Here is a 16,665-nt window from a genome sequence, read left to right on the forward strand (position 1 = left end):
GTGATCGATGCACTGGTCCAATGGCTTCTCGGCCTGCCCCCGTGGGTGGCGCTGGTGATGGCGTTCCTGTTCCCCGCGCTGGAGGCGTCGATCTTCGTCGGGGTCGTCATCCCGGGTGAGATCGCGGTGCTCATCGCCGGCGTGATCGCCAGCGGCGGTCGCCTGCAGTTGTGGGAGGTGCTGGTCGTCGCGATCGCGGGCGCGATTCTCGGCGACTTCGTCGGGTTCGAGGTCGGTCGGCGGTGGGGTGCGGTGCTGCTCGCGAAACTGCCCGAGCGCCTGGTCAAGCCCGAGCACGTCGAACGCGGTCGTGAGGAACTGCGCAAGCGCGGCGCGATCGCGGTCCTCGTCGGCCGGTGGATCGCGGCGTTGCGGGCGTTGATGCCGGGTCTGGCCGGGATGTCCGGGATGCGGTTGCGCACCTTCGTCATCGCCAACGCGATCGGCGGCGCGATCTGGGCGAGTGCGGTGGCGAGCCTCGGATACGTCGCGGGGTCGTCGTACAAGACCGTGGAGAGCAGCCTCGGCTACGCGTCGGAGATCCTCATCGGGATCGTCGTGCTCGTCGTCGTCGCGCTCGTCGTCCGACACCGGCTGCGCAGACGACGCGCCGGGAGCGCGGCGACCGGGATCTCAGTCGAAGAGGATGACCTGGCGGATCGCCGCCCCGTCGGCGAGTGAGTCCATCGCCGCGTTGATGTCGTCGAGCCCGATTCGCGCCGACACGAGCTTATCGACGGGGAGACGCCCGGCCCGCCACAGGTCGGCGTAGACCGGGATGTCCCGCGACGGCACCGCCGATCCCAGGTAGCTGCCGACGATGGTGCGGGCGCCGGCGACGAGGGCCAAGGGCGAGATCGACGATCGCGCGTCCGGCGCGGGGAGTCCGACGGTCACGGTGATGCCGCCGGGCGCCGTCGCCGACACCGCGGTCTCGAACGCCCGGGCATTTCCGGCGGCCTCGATCACCACGTCGGCGGTGACGCCCTGCTCGGCCACCTCGGCCGGTGTGTACGTGGCGGTCGCGCCGAGCTCACGCGCGGTCGCGAGCTTGTCCTCGACGGCGTCGACACCGATGACGTCTCCGGTGCGCAGCGACAGGGCCGTGAGGATCGCGGCCATGCCGACGCCGCCGAGGCCGACGACCATCACGGACTGGCCCTCGGTCGGCTTGCCGGCGTTGAGCACCGCACCCCCGCCTGTCAGCACCGCGCAGCCCAGGACCGCGGCCACCTCGGGTGGGACGTCGTCCCCGACGGGCGTGACCGAACGGTGGTCGACGACGGCGTGGTCGGCGAATCCCGAGACACCGAGATGGTGGTGCACGGTGTGGTGGTCGTCGGGGTCCGCGGGATGCAGTCGGCGGTCACCGTCGAGCAGGGTCCCCTCGTTGTTCGCGACCGATCCGGGTCCACAGGGCAGGCGACCGTCGGTCGCGCACTGCGGACAGTCACCGCAGCGGGGGAGGAACGCCATCACCACCCGCGTACCGATGGTGAGGTCGTCCACCTGTGACCCCACCGCGACGATCCGGCCGGCCGCCTCGTGTCCGAGTGCCATCGGCAGGGGGCGCGGGCGGTTGCCGTCGACGACGGAGAGGTCGGAGTGACACACCCCTGCGGCCTCGATGCGGACGGTGACCTCGTGCGGCCCGGGCTCGTCGAGCTCGAGTTCCTCGATCTCGATGGGCCGGGAATCGGCGTAGGGGCGGGCCCGCCCGGATTCCTGGAGCACCGCTGCGCGGATCCTCATCGTTCTCCCGTTCGGTCGGTGGTGGGTGTGTCGCGGACGCCGGGGTCGGGTTCGGCCGGCCGGGTGAGGTCGGCGAGCACTGCGCGCACCGCGTCGGGGACGGGTACGGGGCGTCGGGTCGCGGCGTCGACGTACACGTGCACCCATCGTCCCCGCGCCGCCGGTGGACCGTCGTCGATCGTGAAGACGGCGAGGTCGTAGGTGACGCTGGACGTGCCGAGCCGGTCGACGGCGAGCGCCACGGTGACCGGCTCGGGGAACGCGACGGAGTCGAGGAACCGGCAACCCGACTCGACCACGACGTTGCGCACGGTGTCGCGCGCGGGATCGAGAGGCGTCCCGGCCTCGGCCAGCCGCTCCGCCAACCAGCCGTTGATCGCGGTGTCGAACAGTTGGTAGTAGACCGCGTTGTTCAGGTGGCCGTACATGTCGTTGTCGGCCCAGCGCGTCGTCATCGGCACCCGGCCGCCGAAATCCGTGAGTCGTAGATCCCGGTCCTCGCCCATGTCCGCCTTCCCTCGCCGGCCGCCCGCCCAGGTGGGCGCTTTTGCTCACACGTGGTGGGTGGGCGACTATATGGGGTGATGAACCCGCCACCGATCACCGACACCGACGTCGAGCCCGACGATATCGGCTCACGTATCGACCCCGTCCTCGCCCGGAGCTGGCTGCTGGTCAACGGCGCGGGACCCGACCGGTTCCAGGCGGCCGCGCACTCCCGCGCCGACATCGTCGTCCTCGACATCGAGGACGCCGTCGCGCCCAAGGACAAGGTCGCGGCCCGCGAGAACGTCATGGGGTGGTTGTCGGCCGGGAACGTCGACTGGGTCCGCGTCAACGGGTTCGGTACGCAGTGGTGGGAGGGCGACCTCGACGCGCTCCGGCAGCTCGGGACGGGGCTGGGCGGGGTGATGCTGGCGATGGTGGAATCCGTCGACCACGTCACCGAGACCGCCAAACGCCTGCCGGGTGTGCCGATCGTCGCGCTGGTGGAGACCGCCCGCGGGCTCGAGCGGATCGGAGAGATCGCCTCGGCGAAGGGGACGTTCCGCCTCGCCTTCGGCATCGGCGACTTCCGTCGTGACACCGGGTTCGGCGAGAACCCGACCACACTCGCCTACGCACGATCGCGGTTCACCATCGCAGCCAAGGCCGCTCACCTTCCGAGCGCGATCGACGGGCCCACCGTCGGGTCGTCGGCTCTGCGGCTGTCGGAGGCGACCGCGGTCAGTCGCGAGTTCGGGATGACCGGCAAGATCTGCCTCACCCCGGACCAGTGCGCGGCGGTGAACGAGGGATTGTCGCCGTCTCAGGAGGAGATCGCTTGGGCGCGTGAGTTCTTCGACGAGTTCGAGCGTGACGGCGGCGAAATCCGCAACGGGTCGGACCTGCCGCGCATCGCCCGCGCGACGAAGATCGTCGACCTGGCCCGGTCGTACGGCATCGACGTGCAGGCCGCCGACTACGACGAGCCGGATCACGCTCCGGCACCGTCGGACACCTACCACTACTGACCGGCAGCGCCGAGCCACGTGGTCATCCGTCGCCTCGACGCGGTACAGCGTCGCAACCGCGGTGTGGGGTTCGTGCTCGCGGTCGTCTACAAGTTCGTCGACGATCAGGGCGGCTACCTCGCCGCCCTGATCGCCTACTACGCGTTCATCTCGCTGTTCCCGCTGCTGCTGTTGCTGACCACCGGACTCGGGGTGATCCTCGTCGACCACCCGTCGTTGCAGCAGCGACTGGTCAGCTCCGCACTCGGCGAGTTCCCCATCATCGGCGAGCAGCTGGGTGAACCCGGGCGGCTGAGCGGCGGGTTGGGCGGCGTCGTGATCGGCGTCGTCGGCGCACTCTACGGCGGATCCGGTGTGGGACAGGCGACGCAGAACGCGATGAACGTGATGTGGTCGGTGCCGCGCAACGAGCGACCGAATCCCCTCCTGGCGCGCCTGCGCAGTCTGCGGTTGCTCAGCGTGCTCGCGCTAGCGCTCGCGGGCACGACCACGTTGTCGTTGCTGGGCAACTTCGTCGACGGGTTCGGGACCCTCTCGACCGTGGGCCTCGCGGTCGCGGCAGTCGTCATCAACGCGTTCGTGTTCTCCATCGGCTACCGCGTGGGGACCGCCCGCTCGGTCACCCTGCGTCAGGTCCTCCCCGGCGCGGCCACGATGGCGGTCATCTGGCAGCTGCTGCAGACCTTCGGTGCCGTCTACGTCGGCCAGGTGGTGCGCAACGCGAGCGCCACCAATGGCGTATTCGCCGTGGTGCTCGGCTTGCTCGCCTTCCTCTATCTGACCGCGCTCGCTGTGGTCTTCACCGTCGAGATCAACAGTGTCCGTGTGCAGAAGCTGTTCCCGCGCGCCTTGCTCACCCCCTTCACCGACGACGTCGTGCTCACCCGCGGCGACAGACGTGCCTACACCGCGCAGGCGCAGGCCCAGCGCGCCAAGGGATTCGAGCAGATCGACGTCACCTTCGAGCGGGCGACCGGTGACACCGACGATCCCTCCGACAAGGGCTGATCGGTACGCCGCCGACGCCGATCCCGGATGTGGAGAGGGCCCTGGTTGTTCGAACACACTTGCGAATGTCGTACAGGTGTTCTATCCTGGGGTGGTCGCTTCGACCGGGGGGAGGTGCATCGTGGACGACACCGTCGAGACAACGCTGGTCGCCGATTACGCTGCCCTGGAACAGCTTTTGGATCGGATCGCGGCCACGTCGTCGGATGCGTGCTCCGAGTCGGAGGTGGCGCAGCTCGCGATCGATCATGAGCGGATCGTCCGCAAACTCGGGTCGATCGGGTTGCGCCGCATCATGGATGTGTCGGATCGGGATGCGTTCCGGTCTGTGCAGTGCGCGACGCTGACGCAGTTCGTCGGTGAGCGGTTGCGGGTGCCGAACCCGAAACGCCGGTTGAAGCAGGTGCTGGCCCTGTCGCAGATGCACGCCATGAGCGGGGAGACACTCCCACCGCGGTGTCCGGAGACGGCGGCGGCGATGGCTGAGGGTGATCTGTCGCATGAGCATGTGGATGCGGTGTTGTCGGTGATGGACAAGGTCCCGGCCGCGACGTCGCCGGAGGTGCAGGAGAAGGCCGAGGAACAGATCGCCGACATCGCCCGGAACTTCAGCCCGAAAGAGATCCACCGCGCCGGCGCCCGCTTGTTGTCACATCTGGATCCCGATGGTGCCGAACCATCCGACCGCGACCGCGCCCGGCAACGATCCCTCTCCCTCGGTGTGCAGGGCAGTGACCTGATGTCCCGGCTGGGTGGGAAACTCGACCCCACCACCCGCGCCTTGTTCGAGGTGATGCTGTCGAAGTGGGCGAAACCGGGGATGAACAATCCCGACGACGAGCACTCACCCCGCGGCGGCTGCGACGACGGTGTCGACACCGATGCGCTCACCGCGGCGGCCGAACGGGACTCACGGACGCAGGCCCAACGCAATCACGATGCTCTGCAGGCGTTGTTGCGCGCGGCGGCTGATGGCGGGGTGTATGGGGCGTCGCATCGGGGGTTGCCGCCGCACATCATCATCTCCATCACCGAGAGCCAACTCCGAGACCGGGCGGGTGTCGGGCACACCGCGACCGGCACCGATCTCCCGATGAGCAAGATCGTGAAGCTGGCCGCGCAGGCGCAGATGCATCTCGCGGTGTTCGACGACCACACCGGAGAGCCGCTGTTCTACGGCCGCTCCCGCCGGCTCGCGTCGGAGGTGCAGCGGTTCCTGATGTTCGCCGAATACGGCGGCTGCTCGATGCCCGCGTGCCCGGCACCGTTCACCCACACCGAGGCCCACCACGCCGAACAGGACTGGGCCCAGGGTGGTTCGACCGACGCCACCGACATGGCCCCCGCGTGCGGACCCCACAACCGGGCCGTGCACGACGGCGACGGTGGATGGCAGACCGAGAAGATCACCACCGGCCCCGACCGCGGCAGGTTCGGGTGGGTCGCCAACGGCACCACCGACCCACCCAGAACCAACCACCTCCACCGACCCGACCAGATCCTGGAGGATCACGCACCACCCGACCCGGACTGGTCCGACATCGAACACCGCCTCGAACTGATTCTCGCCGAGGTCGACTCGGAGCCGACGCCACCCGACCCCGAACCGTGGATGATCCGCGTCATCGACTACCGAGCGCCGGTCACACCGACCCGCTGACGCGAATCACGGCGGTGTTGTGCGGCGACACCGTCACCGTGAGCGGTTGCCCGGCGCCCCCCACCTCGCGGCCGGTCCACGCATCGACGGCGGAGCCGTGTGCCCGCACGGCATCGCGATCCACGGTGACCGTGGTGGCGTCGTCGGACGGGTTCGTCACCGACACCGCCACGGATCCGTCGGCCAGTCTCCGGGCTCGGGTCCACCCGTCGACCGACACCGCGCGGGCCATCTCGCCGCGCGGGTCCTGGTCGATGGCCACGATCCCGGGCGACAGCAGGAGGTCCCGTGTCCCTGCGGACATCTGCGTCAGATCGTTGCCGGCGATCAGCGGAGACGCGGCCATGGCCCACAGCGCCAGGTGCGTCCGCTCCTCAGCTGCGCTGAGCGACGAACCCACACCGATCTCCAACATGTCGAGATCCAGCCACCGCCCCGGCCCCACCGATGCATCAGGATCCCGTGCGGCCTCGGCGATGTCGGCGACACCCTGACTTCCCGACGCGCCCTGCCCCGATCGCCACAGTGGCTCGATGTCGTTCGTCAGGCGCGTCGTCGTCGCCACACCGCCCCAGTCGTACTGCGCACCCGGCACACCGGCGGCGGCGTCGATCCCGCTGTTGGGGTTGATCGCCAGCACCATCGGCCGCCGCGTCGCGCGGATCGCGTCGCGCATGGCGACGAACGCCTCACGCTGCGCCACCGGGTCCGACTCCGACGAGCACCAGTCGTCCTTCACGTAGTCCACACCCCACGACGCGAACGTCGCCGCATCGATCACCTCGTGGCCACGGCTGCCCGTGTCACCGGGATAGGTCCCGTTCAGCTGAGCGCACGTGCGCGCGCCCGCACCGGTGTAGATCCCGAACAGCAGACCCCGATCATGGAGATACGACCCCAGCGCCGCCATACCGGACGGGAATCGATCGGTCGACGCCGTCAATCGGCCCGACCGGTCGCGCGTCGGTGACTGCCAACAGTCGTCGACCACCACGTACCGATACCCGGCTGCCGCCAGCCCCGACGACACCAACGCATCCGCCTGAGCGCGGACCGTGCGCTCGTCGATGCCGCACCCGAACGTGTTCCAGCTGTTCCACCCCATCGGGGGAGTGGCGGCGACAGCCGGGACGGCGACCGACGCACCGTCCACCTCATGACCCATCGTCACCCCACAGGACGTCAGCACCCAGACCAGTGCCGCGGCGAGGACGACCGTGACACACGAACGCCCGCGCCTCGACGTGGCCTCCATGACGGTTCACGGTAGGCGGCGTCGCTGCGCGGGCGCTGTGACGATGCTGTGGGTCGGTGCGGGGACGGGATCAGCGCGAGAACATGAGCGCGCGCTTGACCTCCTGGATCGCCTGGGTCACCTGGATGCCGCGCGGGCACGCGTCGGTGCAGTTGAACGTCGTGCGGCAGCGCCACACCCCGTCGACCCCGTTGAGGATGTCGAGACGCTCGGCGGCACCCTCGTCACGGCTGTCGAAGATGAAGCGGTGCGCGTTCACGATCGCGGCCGGACCGAAGTAGCTTCCCTCGTTCCAGTACACCGGGCAGCTGGTGGTGCAGCAGGCGCAGAGGATGCACTTGGTCGTGTCGTCGAACCGATGGCGATCGCTCTGGCTCTGGATGCGCTCACGCGTCGGCTCGTTGCCGCTGGTCATCAGGAACGGCTTCACGGCGCGGTAGGCGTCGAAGAAGGGCTCCATGTCGACGACGAGATCCTTCTCCACCGGCAAGCCGCGGATCGGCTCGACGGTGATGGTGATCTCTTTGTCCTTGTCCTTGGGCAGCAGGTCCTTCATGAGGAGCTTGCACGCCAGCCGGTTCACACCGTTGATGCGCATCGCGTCCGAACCGCAGACGCCGTGAGCGCAGCTGCGACGGAAGGTGAGTGTGCCGTCGAGGTATCCCTTGACGTACAGGAGAAGGTTCAGCATCCGGTCCGTCGGCAGTGCCGGGACACGGAAGCTCTCCCACCCCTGCGCATCCGGATCGTCCGGGTTGAACCGGGAGATCTTCAGCGTGACCATCGTCGCCTCGTCGGGGACGGGCGGCAACGGCGGCTCGTCGCTGCGGGGATCGCGGGCGATGTCGGGCGTGGCGGTCATCAGTACTTGCGCTCCATCGGCTCGTAACGGGTCTGCACCACCGGCTTCCAGCCCAGCTCGATGTCGGAGAGCAGGCCGGTCCCCTTCTTGTACGCCAGCGTGTGACGCATGTAGTTGGTGTCGTCGCGGTCGGGGTAGTCCTCGCGGGCGTGCCCGCCGCGGGTCTCCTTGCGGTTCAACGCCCCGACGACGGTGACCTCCGCCATCTCGAGCAGGAAGCCCAGCTCGATGGCCTCCAGCAGATCGCTGTTGTAGCGGGTCCCCTTGTCGTGCACGCGGATGTGGTTGTACCGCTCCTTCAGCGCGTGGATGTCGGTGAGCGCCTGCTTGAGGGTCTCCTCGGTGCGGAAGACCGACGCGTTCGCGTCCATCGTCGACTGCATCTCGGCACGGATGTCGGCGACGCGCTCGTGGCCGTGCTCGGAGAGGATCTGCTCGAGCCACTCGTCGACCATGCCGGTGGGGTTCTCGGGCAGCGGCACGAGATCTGCGCCGTTGGCGTACTCCGAGGCGTAGATGCCGGCACGACGACCGAACACGTTGATGTCGAGCAGCGAGTTGGTGCCGAGACGGTTGGCGCCGTGCACCGACACACAGGCGCACTCGCCGGCGGCGAACAGCCCCTTCACGACGGTGTCGGGATCGGCGAGGACCTCACCCTTGATGTTGGTGGGGATGCCGCCCATCGCGTAGTGGCACGTGGGGAAGACCGGGACGTACTCGGTGACCGGGTCGACGCCGAGGTACGTGCGCGCGAACTCGGTGATGTCCGGGAGCTTCTCGTTGAGGACGTCCTCGCCGAGGTGGGTCACGTCGATGTAGACGTAGTCCTTGTTGGGTCCGGCGCCGCGGCCCTCGAGCACCTCGAGCACCATCGACCGGGCGACGATGTCGCGGGGCGCGAGGTCCTTGATGGTGGGGGCGTAACGCTCCATGAACCGCTCGCCGTCGGCGTTGCGGAGGATGCCGCCCTCGCCGCGCACGGCCTCGGAGATCAGGATGCCCAGGCCTGCCAGACCTGTCGGGTGGAACTGGTGGAACTCCATGTCCTCCAACGGCAGACCCTTGCGGAACACGATGCCCATGCCGTCGCCGGTCAGGGTGTGCGCGTTGGAGGTCGTCTTGTACATCCGGCCGGAACCGCCGGTGGCCAGGATGACCGACTTCGCGTGGAACACGTGGATCTCGCCGGTGGCGAGTTCGTAGGCGACGACGCCGGTCGCGACCTTCTCGCCGGCCTCGTTCTCACTGAGGCACAGGTCGAGCGCGTAGAACTCGTTGAAGAACTCGACGTCGTTCTTCACGCAGACCTGGTACAGCGTCTGCAGGATCATGTGGCCGGTGCGGTCCGCGGCGTAGCAGGACCGGCGAACCGGGCTCTTGCCGTGGTCACGGGTGTGTCCACCGAAACGACGCTGGTCGATCTTGCCCTCGGGCGTGCGGTTGAAGGGGAGGCCCATCTTCTCGAGGTCGAGGACGGCGTCGATCGCCTCCTTGCACATGATCTCGGCGGCGTCCTGGTCGACGATGTAGTCGCCGCCCTTGACGGTGTCGAAGGTGTGCCACTCCCAGTTGTCCTCTTCGACGTTCGCCAGCGCGGCGCACATGCCGCCCTGCGCGGCGCCGGTGTGGCTGCGCGTCGGGTAGAGCTTCGTCAGGACGGCGGTGCGCGCACGCGGACCCGCCTCGATCGCGGCACGCATGCCGGCGCCCCCGGCGCCGACGATCAGGACGTCATAGCGGTGCTCTTGCATGGATCTTCTCTCGTGTGTTGAGCGTCAGCTGACGGAGTTCACGTCGAACGTGAGGATGGCGTAGGTGCCCAGGCCGACCGTGAGGATCATCGACAGGGCGAGCACGACGTTCAGCCAGAAGCGCGTCGAGTCCTTGCGCGAGTAGTCGGCGATGACCGTGCGGACGCCGTTGCCGCCGTGGAGCTGGGCGAGCCACAGCATCGCCAGGTCCCAGACCTGCCAGAACGGTTGACCCCACCGCTGCGCCACGAACGCCGAGTCGATGCGGTGCACACCGTTGTCGAACGTCAGCATGATCATCATGTGACCGAGGGTGAGGAAGATCAGCGCGATACCCGAGAAGCGCATGAACATCCACGCGTTCTTCTCGAAGTTGCCGCCCTTCGGACGACGCGGCGACCGCGGGTTGTCGAGACTGGCCGGACGGTCGTGATCGGTGCCGACGGTCTTGGCGAGCTTGGGGGCTTCGGAGGTTGTCATCGAGAACTCGCCTCTCAGAGGTTGTCGACGAGGATGGCCAGCATGCGGATGGCGCCCGCGGCGAAGACGACGACGAAGATCGCCGAGATCACCCAGAGCATCTGCCGCTGATAGCGGGGACCCTTCGACCAGAAGTCGACGAGGATGATCCGCACGCCGTTGAGCGCGTGGTACAGCACGCACGCCACGAGGCCGATCTCCATGAGACCGATGACCGGGTTCTTGTACGTGTCGATGATCTGGTCGTACGTGTTCGGGTTGACGCGGATCATCGCGGTGTCCAGTACGTGCACGAACAGGAAGAAGAAGATCGACACACCGGTGATGCGGTGCAGCACCCACGACCACATGCCGGGGTCTCCGCGATAGAGGGAGCGGCGGCGAACCGGCTCCGGCGCGACCTCGGTCTGAGCTGTCATCCCACGGGCCTCCAACATCGTCGATGATGTGAGCGCCAGATCGGTGCGGCCCGGTCCGGCGACCTACTCTCCCGAGAGTAGACCCACTCCAGAGAAGCCTTGGAATCACCTGAGTCCCGCTCGCGGGCAGAACTTTTGGACTTAGGTTTGCCTAACATGTCGCAACGTGTGTCGGGATGGTCGGTGATGCCGGTCCCGACCGGCCGGGAGGAGCTGTCGATGGTGTCCGACTCGACGTGGGATGCGTTGCGCGTCAACGCAAGAGAGATCTGTAATCGGGCCTATGCCCCCTACTCGGACCATCCGGTCGGCGCATCGGCGCTCACGGACGAGGGGCGATTCGTCTCCGGATGCAATGTGGAGAATGTCTCATACGGACTCGGCGTGTGTGCGGAGGTGTCGCTGGTCGCCGACCTGCACCGCAGCGGGGGAGGACGGCTCGTCGCGGTGAGCGTCGCCAACCGCCACGGCGATGTCCTGATGCCGTGCGGGCGGTGCCGACAGGTCCTGCTCGAACACGGCGGCCCGGCGCTGCTCGTCGACCACCCGTCCGGACCCCGCCGCCTCGACGTCCTCCTCCCCGACGCGTTCGGTCCCGACGACCTGACCGCGGGTCGCGCATGAGCCCCGGGGTCATCCCGGACGCGGTGTCGGTGATCACCGCCAAACGGGACGGGCACACCCTCGACGACGCACAGATCGACTGGGCCGTGCGCGCCTTCACCGACGGGGAGATGGCGCCCGAGCAGATGTCGGCGCTCGCGATGGCGATCCTGCTGCGCGGCATGGACCGCCGCGAGATCGCTCGCTGGACCGCGGCGATGGTCGCGACCGGGGAGCGGCTCGACTTCTCCGGGCTGCGCCGTGACGGACGCCCACTGAGGACGGTCGACAAGCACTCCACCGGCGGCGTCGGCGACAAGATCACCCTCCCGCTCACGCCGCTCGTCGCCTCGTTCGGCGTCGCGGTGCCGCAGCTGTCGGGACGCGGCCTCGGCCTGACCGGCGGCACCCTGGACAAACTCGAATCGATCCCCGGATGGCGAGCCGATCTCGATCCGGCCCGGATGACCGCGCAGTTGCGCGATGTCGGTGCGGTGGTCTGTGCGGCGGGACCGGGTCTCGCGCCGGCCGATCGCAAGCTCTACGCCCTGCGCGACGTCACCGGCACCGTCGAGTCCATCCCGATGCTCGCGTCGTCGATCATGAGCAAGAAGATCGCCGAGGGCACCGGCGCGCTGGTCCTCGACGTCAAGGTCGGCAGCGGGGCATTCCTCGCCGACCCCGACGACGCCCGGGAACTCGCGCGCACGATGGTGCAGCTCGGCACCGACGCCGGGGTCGACACCGTCGCTCTGATCACCGACATGTCGACGCCGCTGGGTCACACCGCCGGCAACGCCGTCGAGGTGTCCGAGGCGCTCGACGTCCTCGCCGGGGGTGGGCCCGCGGACGTCGTGGAGCTGACGCTCGCACTGGCCCGCGAGATGCTCGCCGCGGTCGGGGTCGACGGCGACCCGTCCGACCATCTCGCCGGTGGTCAGGCGATGGACACCTGGCGCGCGATGATCGCGGCCCAGGGCGGGGATCCCGGGGCGCCGCTGCCCGTGGCCACGCACACCGACACCGTCACCGCCGACGCCGACGGGGTCGTCACCGCACTCGACGCCCGCGCCGTCGGCCTGGCCGCGTGGCGGCTCGGGGCCGGCCGGGCCCGGCCCGGCGACGCGGTGCAGTCCGAGGCCGGCGTCGTCTGGCACGTCCGGCCCGGCGACCGTGTCCGACGCGGACAGGCGATCATGACGTTGCACACGCAGACCCCCGACCGGATCCCGGCCGCCCGCGCCGCGCTGGACGACGCGATGACGATCGCCGACGCGGCCCCGGGACCCCGGAGCCTGATCCGCGAACGTATTACCGTCGGGACATGACCACCTCCACGTCGCCCGAGTCCCGGCCATCCGGAGTCGACCGCGCGTCGGCGGTCCTCGCACCGAAGGTCCTGCTGCACGATCACCTCGACGGTGGTCTGCGGCCGGCGACCGTCCTCGATCTCGCGCGGGAGAGCGGCTACGACGAGCTCCCGGCCGGCGACGTCGACGGCCTGGCCCGATGGTTCCGGGACAGCGCCGACAGCGGTTCGCTGGTGCGCTACCTCGAGACCTTCACGCACACCGTCGCGGTCATGCAGACCGCCTCGGCCCTGCGTCGCGTGGCGCGGGAGTGCGCCGAGGACCTCGCCGCCGACGGCGTCGTCTACGCCGAGGTGCGGTTCGCACCCGAACAACACCTCACCACCGGTCTCTCGCTCGACGAGGTCGTCGAGGCCGTGCTCGAGGGCTTCGACGAGGGTGTCGCCGCGGCCGGTGACCGAGGGCGGCCGATCCTCGTGCGCTGCCTGGTCACCGCCATGCGGCACGCCGCCCGCTCACGGGAGATCGCCGAGCTGGCAGTGCGTTTCCGCGATCGCGGCGTCGTCGGCTTCGACATCGCGGGCGCCGAGGCGGGCCACCCGCCGAGCCGCCACCTCGACGCGTTCGAGTACATGCGGGCCAACAACGCGCCGTTCACCATCCACGCCGGTGAGGCGTTCGGGCTGCCGTCGATCCACGAGGCCATCAGCTTCTGCGGCACCGATCGCCTCGGCCACGGCGTCCGCGTCATGGACGACATCGAGTTGCCGACCGGGACGGGCCCGTCGTCGGGTCGGGACGTCACCGGGGCCCACCTCGGGCGCGTCGCGAACTACGTGCGGGACAAGCGGATCCCGCTGGAGATGTGCCCGAGTTCGAACGTGCAGACCGGCGCCGTCGCGAGCATCGCCGACCATCCGTTCGACGTCCTCGCGCGCCTACGGTTCCGGGTCACCGTCAACACCGACAACCGCCTGATGAGCGACACCAGCATGAGCAAGGAGTTCGCCGTGCTCGCCGACCAGTTCGGCTACGGCTGGGCCGATTTCGAGCGCTTCACCGTCAACGCGATGAAGTCGGCGTTCATCCACTTCGACGAGCGACTGCGCCTCATCGACGAGGTCATCAAGCCCGGATACGCGGTCCTGATCGGCTGAGCGGCGCCGTCCCGACCCGATTGCGCCGTCCCGACCCCACTGCGCCGGGACGTCACTTCGTGACGAGCCGCGCCTCGAACTCGTGGACCAGAGCGCGGAACTCCTCGGACTCGTTGTCGAACGGGCCGCTCGGTGCCATGCGCTTCGGGTCGGGGTTGACGGTGTAGCTGACGAACCAGCCCAGCGGCGTGGTCGAGGCCAACGTCTCCGACACCGAGTCGTCGTCGGCGAAATCGGCGGCGTCGGTCAGCAGTTCGACGGCCAGCTCCACCTGCTTGCGGTCCATCCGTCGCGGCCCGTCGAGGATGTCGGTGGCGATGCCGGGCAGCACGTAGACGTTCTCGTCGTACACGTCGACCTCCAGTGACCCGTCGGTCGCGGCGACCCGCACCTCGCCGAAGGTGCTCACCTCGGCGAGCTCGTGGTCGTCGGACTGCGCGATGAACCGCGACAGGGCCCGCTCGGAGGTGAAGACGAATATCTTGCCGTCCTTGCCCAGGAACACCGGGTCGTCACCGAGATAGCAGCGCAGCGTGAGGTACTCGGCCGCATCGGTGACGATGCGGATCGGGTCGATCCCGACGGCCGACCAGAAGTCGTCCTCGACGTCGTCGTCCGCGTCCTCCTCGTCATCGTCGGAGTCGTCGTCATCCTCGGCATCCACGGTCGCGGCCGGGCCGGAGACGATCTCGACGTCCTCGTCGTCGGGCTCGTCCTCGTCCTCCGCGCTGGAGGCGGCCTCGAGCTCGGCTTCGGCGGTCGCGACGGCCGTCGCGTCGACCTCGGGCGTCGTGATCACAGCGTCGATGGCGTCGACGACGTCGTCCCAGTGCTTGTCGATGAGCGTGCCGACACGCCCCCACAACTCGAGGCCTTCCTTGCCCACGAAGTTCGTGGTGCCGACCGTGACCGCACCCAGGATCGGGTTGCCGTTGAAGAACCGTGTGACGGTGGACAGCTCGCAGACCTCGCCGATGATGCGCACGATCTCGAGCGCGTCCTCGAGCTCGGCGACGACCTCCGGGGTCGGGTCCTCCGCGGCGAGCTCCGGCACGCCGATGAGGTCGTAGGTCTTGTCCTCGGCCGGGACCAGCTCCTCGGCCTTCACGCCGGAGATGGTCTCCCACGCAGGGTGTTCGACGAGGTCGTTGTCGTCGTCGGATCGGACGAAAGCGACGAGTTGCGCAACCCCGGGGAACCCGTAGAGGTCCTCGTCGAGGCCGAGGAACGCCTCCCACTCGTCGTCGCCCTCACGCCACCGCGGTGCCCACAGCGTCACCACGTTTCCGTCGGTCAGTCCGAGCTCGATCGGGACGATGTCTCCGGCCATGGGTCGCAACCCTAGCGGGAACACCTGTGAGCACGGCAGGGTGGCCTGGTGACCGGCGGCGACGCGTCTCACCGGGGCCGGAAGAACCCCTCGAACGTCTGTCCCGCGTTGCTGGTCCGGATGGCCGAGACCGAGACGGGATCGCCCGCCTCGATCATCTGCCCGTTCCCGATGATCATCGCGACGTGTCCCGACCACACGGCGAGGTCGCCGGGGAGCAGTTCGCCGCGGTCGACGCGGAAGCCGGCGGTGTCCTGGTCCTGGGCGAGCCGGGGCAGCTCGACGCCGGCCTGGCGGTAGGCGTACTGGGTGAGTGCGCTGCAGTCGAGTCCGCGTCCCGGGGTGGTGCCGCCCCACGCGTAGGGGACTCCCTGCTGGGACAGCGCGGCGCGGACGGCGGTCGCGGCGCGTTCGTTCGGTGCGTAGGCGACGGACCCGTCGGGGAGGGTGATCGGGACCCGCCCCGACGCCGATGCCCCCGACGCAGATGCCCCGTACGTCGACGCACCCGACGCCGATGCCGACGACGTCGCGGCCCCGGGGTCGCCCGCGCCGTGCCCGTCCTCGCCCCGCGGATGGTGGCCGATCGTCGCGGGTCCGTTCGTGTGCTGGGAGGCCAGTCGTCGCAGCTGCCCCAGGTCGGGTGTGGCGGGTGCGCGTCGTCGTCCGATGGACTCCGCGCGTCGTTGCAGCACAGCGAGGTGCGACTGTGCGCGCCCGACGATCATCAGCGCCTGCGTGAGATGTGTGGCCGCGAGGCCCACGAGCGCGAGCATTCCCGGCGGTTGTGAGATCGCGGGACCCAGGGCGTCGGCGGCGGAGGTGAACGAGTCCAGCACGGTGCGCAGTTCCCGCGCCGCGCCCGCCACCACGGCCGCGGCCTCGTCACCGATGTCCGCGACGGCCCGGGCGTCGGCCGCCAGCCCGGTGAGATGCGCTCGGTGTGCGCCGACCGTCTCCCGGGCCGCGTCGGCGGCCGTCGAGTCCCACACGCCCGCCGTCGCCGTCCCGAACCTCTCGACGTCCCGGGCTGCGGCGTCGAGCGCCGTCGCCGACGTCCGGAGCCCCGCGATGGGGCCGTCGGCGGGCAGGGTCCCGGACCCCAGCGTGTCGAGCAGGGCGCGGATGGGTGCCGCGAGTGCGGTGACCATGCCGGTCATGCGGCGGAACCGGCGTGACGGAGGGCGCGAGCGGCGTCGGCGTCGATGCCGGCGTAGGCGTCGGCCGAGGCGGCGCCGGCGGCGGCGATCTCCTGCACGGCGGTCGCGGCGTCGGCGGCCGACCGTCGGTGGTCCACCGCGGCACGCAGGAGGACGGTGACGAGATCGCGGGCGACGAGTCCGAGGGCGAGAGCGGTCGCGTCGCCGAGACCGACGGCGACGGGGGCCCCGGCGAGGGTGGTGCCGGTGCGGTCGAGTCCGGCGGAGAGGTCGGCGAGCGGGGCGCTGCGGACCGAGAGCGGTGTGCTGTCCATGTTCGATTGGACGCGCCCCGAGCACGACCGGTTCCCCTCGCCGCCGTATCCGTGGGCGACGACGGTCGGAGTTCGGAAGCGGGGGGG

At 69.4% G+C, this 16,665-nt stretch carries 17 protein-coding genes; 7 read left to right on the forward strand and 10 right to left on the reverse strand.

Annotation, left to right across the window (positions count from 1 at the left end; all coding sequences use genetic code 11):
* Positions 1–681: a DedA family protein gene (locus ACXVUM_RS15145; RefSeq protein WP_458522599.1), complete on the forward strand. Its 681-nt coding sequence runs from the start codon at positions 1–3 to the stop codon at positions 679–681.
* Here the strand turns inward: ACXVUM_RS15145 and ACXVUM_RS15150 are convergent.
* Positions 634–1,752 carry an alcohol dehydrogenase catalytic domain-containing protein gene (locus ACXVUM_RS15150; protein ID WP_458522600.1) on the reverse strand — a complete coding sequence of 373 codons (1,119 nt, stop codon included), beginning with the start codon at positions 1,750–1,752 and terminating at the stop codon, positions 634–636. The two genes, ACXVUM_RS15145 and ACXVUM_RS15150, sit on opposite strands and share 48 nt — an antisense overlap.
* The gene (locus tag ACXVUM_RS15155; RefSeq protein WP_458522601.1) at positions 1,749–2,258 is read right to left on the reverse strand and encodes an acyl-CoA thioesterase; all 510 of its coding nucleotides are present in this window, start codon (positions 2,256–2,258) and stop codon (positions 1,749–1,751) included. Before ACXVUM_RS15155 ends, ACXVUM_RS15150 begins: the two co-directional genes overlap by 4 nt.
* Positions 2,259–2,336: 78 nt before the next feature.
* Between ACXVUM_RS15155 and ACXVUM_RS15160 the strand changes: the two genes are divergently transcribed.
* The 3 genes from ACXVUM_RS15160 to ACXVUM_RS15170 all read left to right on the forward strand — a co-directional run bounded on the left by ACXVUM_RS15160 (position 2,337) and on the right by ACXVUM_RS15170 (position 5,934).
* Complete coding sequence (locus ACXVUM_RS15160) at positions 2,337–3,266, forward strand: HpcH/HpaI aldolase/citrate lyase family protein (protein ID WP_458522602.1); 930 nt, start codon at positions 2,337–2,339, stop codon at positions 3,264–3,266.
* A gap of 18 nt (positions 3,267–3,284) precedes the next feature.
* Positions 3,285–4,274: a YihY/virulence factor BrkB family protein gene (locus tag ACXVUM_RS15165; protein WP_458522603.1), complete on the forward strand. Its 990-nt coding sequence runs from the start codon at positions 3,285–3,287 to the stop codon at positions 4,272–4,274.
* Positions 4,275–4,395: 121 nt separating this feature from the next.
* Complete coding sequence (locus tag ACXVUM_RS15170; RefSeq protein WP_458522604.1) at positions 4,396–5,934, forward strand: DUF222 domain-containing protein; 1,539 nt, start codon at positions 4,396–4,398, stop codon at positions 5,932–5,934.
* Here ACXVUM_RS15170 and ACXVUM_RS15175 read toward each other — a convergent pair.
* From ACXVUM_RS15175 to sdhC, 5 genes are all read right to left on the reverse strand, one after another.
* Positions 5,918–7,189, reverse strand: coding sequence for a glycoside hydrolase family 27 protein (locus ACXVUM_RS15175; protein WP_458522605.1), 1,272 nt, complete (start codon positions 7,187–7,189; stop codon positions 5,918–5,920). The two genes, ACXVUM_RS15170 and ACXVUM_RS15175, sit on opposite strands and share 17 nt — an antisense overlap.
* A 70-nt stretch (positions 7,190–7,259) precedes the next feature.
* Positions 7,260–8,051 carry a succinate dehydrogenase iron-sulfur subunit gene (locus tag ACXVUM_RS15180; protein ID WP_458522606.1) on the reverse strand — a complete coding sequence of 264 codons (792 nt, stop codon included), beginning with the start codon at positions 8,049–8,051 and terminating at the stop codon, positions 7,260–7,262.
* Positions 8,051–9,805: a succinate dehydrogenase flavoprotein subunit gene (sdhA, locus tag ACXVUM_RS15185; RefSeq protein ID WP_458522607.1), complete on the reverse strand. Its 1,755-nt coding sequence runs from the start codon at positions 9,803–9,805 to the stop codon at positions 8,051–8,053. Before sdhA ends, ACXVUM_RS15180 begins: the two co-directional genes overlap by 1 nt.
* A gap of 24 nt (positions 9,806–9,829) precedes the next feature.
* Positions 9,830–10,285, reverse strand: a complete 456-nt coding sequence (locus ACXVUM_RS15190) for a succinate dehydrogenase hydrophobic membrane anchor subunit (protein WP_458522608.1) — start codon at positions 10,283–10,285, stop codon at positions 9,830–9,832.
* 14 nt (positions 10,286–10,299) lie between these two features.
* Complete coding sequence (gene sdhC, locus ACXVUM_RS15195) at positions 10,300–10,704, reverse strand: succinate dehydrogenase, cytochrome b556 subunit (RefSeq protein ID WP_458522609.1); 405 nt, start codon at positions 10,702–10,704, stop codon at positions 10,300–10,302.
* A 219-nt stretch (positions 10,705–10,923) separates the two neighbouring features.
* Between sdhC and ACXVUM_RS15200 the strand changes: the two genes are divergently transcribed.
* The 3 genes from ACXVUM_RS15200 to ACXVUM_RS15210 are packed head-to-tail and all read left to right on the forward strand — an operon-like array spanning position 10,924 to position 13,774.
* On the forward strand, positions 10,924–11,328 hold the full coding sequence (locus ACXVUM_RS15200; RefSeq protein WP_458522889.1) for a cytidine deaminase: 405 nt from the start codon (positions 10,924–10,926) through the stop codon (positions 11,326–11,328).
* Positions 11,325–12,635 carry a thymidine phosphorylase gene (locus ACXVUM_RS15205; RefSeq protein ID WP_458522610.1) on the forward strand — a complete coding sequence of 437 codons (1,311 nt, stop codon included), beginning with the start codon at positions 11,325–11,327 and terminating at the stop codon, positions 12,633–12,635. Before ACXVUM_RS15200 ends, ACXVUM_RS15205 begins: the two co-directional genes overlap by 4 nt.
* Positions 12,632–13,774 (forward strand): adenosine deaminase, encoded by a 1,143-nt coding sequence (locus ACXVUM_RS15210; protein WP_458522611.1) that lies wholly within the window; start codon positions 12,632–12,634, stop codon positions 13,772–13,774. Before ACXVUM_RS15205 ends, ACXVUM_RS15210 begins: the two co-directional genes overlap by 4 nt.
* Before the next feature lie 52 nt (positions 13,775–13,826).
* Here ACXVUM_RS15210 and ACXVUM_RS15215 read toward each other — a convergent pair whose 3' ends face one another.
* The 3 genes from ACXVUM_RS15215 to ACXVUM_RS15225 form a co-directional block, all read right to left on the reverse strand.
* Positions 13,827–15,104, reverse strand: coding sequence for a primosomal protein (locus tag ACXVUM_RS15215; protein ID WP_458522612.1), 1,278 nt, complete (start codon positions 15,102–15,104; stop codon positions 13,827–13,829).
* Positions 15,105–15,172: 68 nt separating this feature from the next.
* Positions 15,173–16,264, reverse strand: coding sequence for a C40 family peptidase (locus tag ACXVUM_RS15220; protein WP_458522613.1), 1,092 nt, complete (start codon positions 16,262–16,264; stop codon positions 15,173–15,175).
* On the reverse strand, positions 16,261–16,665 hold a 405-nt coding region (locus tag ACXVUM_RS15225), incomplete at its 5' end, for a type VII secretion target (RefSeq protein WP_458522614.1). The genes ACXVUM_RS15225 and ACXVUM_RS15220, both read right to left, overlap by 4 nt.

The sequence above is a fragment of the Williamsia sp. SKLECPSW1 genome (genome assembly GCF_054332755.1).

What these genes read in the sequence shown, in the direction of transcription:
- ACXVUM_RS15175 (WP_458522605.1), bottom strand. Translation starts at nt 7,189, where the DNA reads ATGGAGGCCACGTCGAGGCGCGGGCGTTCGTGTGTCACGGTCGTCCTC.
- ACXVUM_RS15160 (WP_458522602.1), top strand. Translation starts at nt 2,337, where the DNA reads ATGAACCCGCCACCGATCACCGACACCGACGTCGAGCCCGACGATATC.
- ACXVUM_RS15150 (WP_458522600.1), bottom strand. Translation starts at nt 1,752, where the DNA reads ATGAGGATCCGCGCAGCGGTGCTCCAGGAATCCGGGCGGGCCCGCCCC.
- sdhC (WP_458522609.1), bottom strand. Translation starts at nt 10,704, where the DNA reads ATGACAGCTCAGACCGAGGTCGCGCCGGAGCCGGTTCGCCGCCGCTCC.
- ACXVUM_RS15155 (WP_458522601.1), bottom strand. Translation starts at nt 2,258, where the DNA reads ATGGGCGAGGACCGGGATCTACGACTCACGGATTTCGGCGGCCGGGTG.
- ACXVUM_RS15210 (WP_458522611.1), top strand. Translation starts at nt 12,632, where the DNA reads ATGACCACCTCCACGTCGCCCGAGTCCCGGCCATCCGGAGTCGACCGC.
- ACXVUM_RS15180 (WP_458522606.1), bottom strand. Translation starts at nt 8,051, where the DNA reads ATGACCGCCACGCCCGACATCGCCCGCGATCCCCGCAGCGACGAGCCG.
- ACXVUM_RS15215 (WP_458522612.1), bottom strand. Translation starts at nt 15,104, where the DNA reads ATGGCCGGAGACATCGTCCCGATCGAGCTCGGACTGACCGACGGAAAC.
- ACXVUM_RS15200 (WP_458522889.1), top strand. Translation starts at nt 10,924, where the DNA reads ATGGTGTCCGACTCGACGTGGGATGCGTTGCGCGTCAACGCAAGAGAG.
- ACXVUM_RS15190 (WP_458522608.1), bottom strand. Translation starts at nt 10,285, where the DNA reads ATGACAACCTCCGAAGCCCCCAAGCTCGCCAAGACCGTCGGCACCGAT.
- sdhA (WP_458522607.1), bottom strand. Translation starts at nt 9,805, where the DNA reads ATGCAAGAGCACCGCTATGACGTCCTGATCGTCGGCGCCGGGGGCGCC.
- ACXVUM_RS15205 (WP_458522610.1), top strand. Translation starts at nt 11,325, where the DNA reads ATGAGCCCCGGGGTCATCCCGGACGCGGTGTCGGTGATCACCGCCAAA.
- ACXVUM_RS15220 (WP_458522613.1), bottom strand. Translation starts at nt 16,264, where the DNA reads ATGACCGGCATGGTCACCGCACTCGCGGCACCCATCCGCGCCCTGCTC.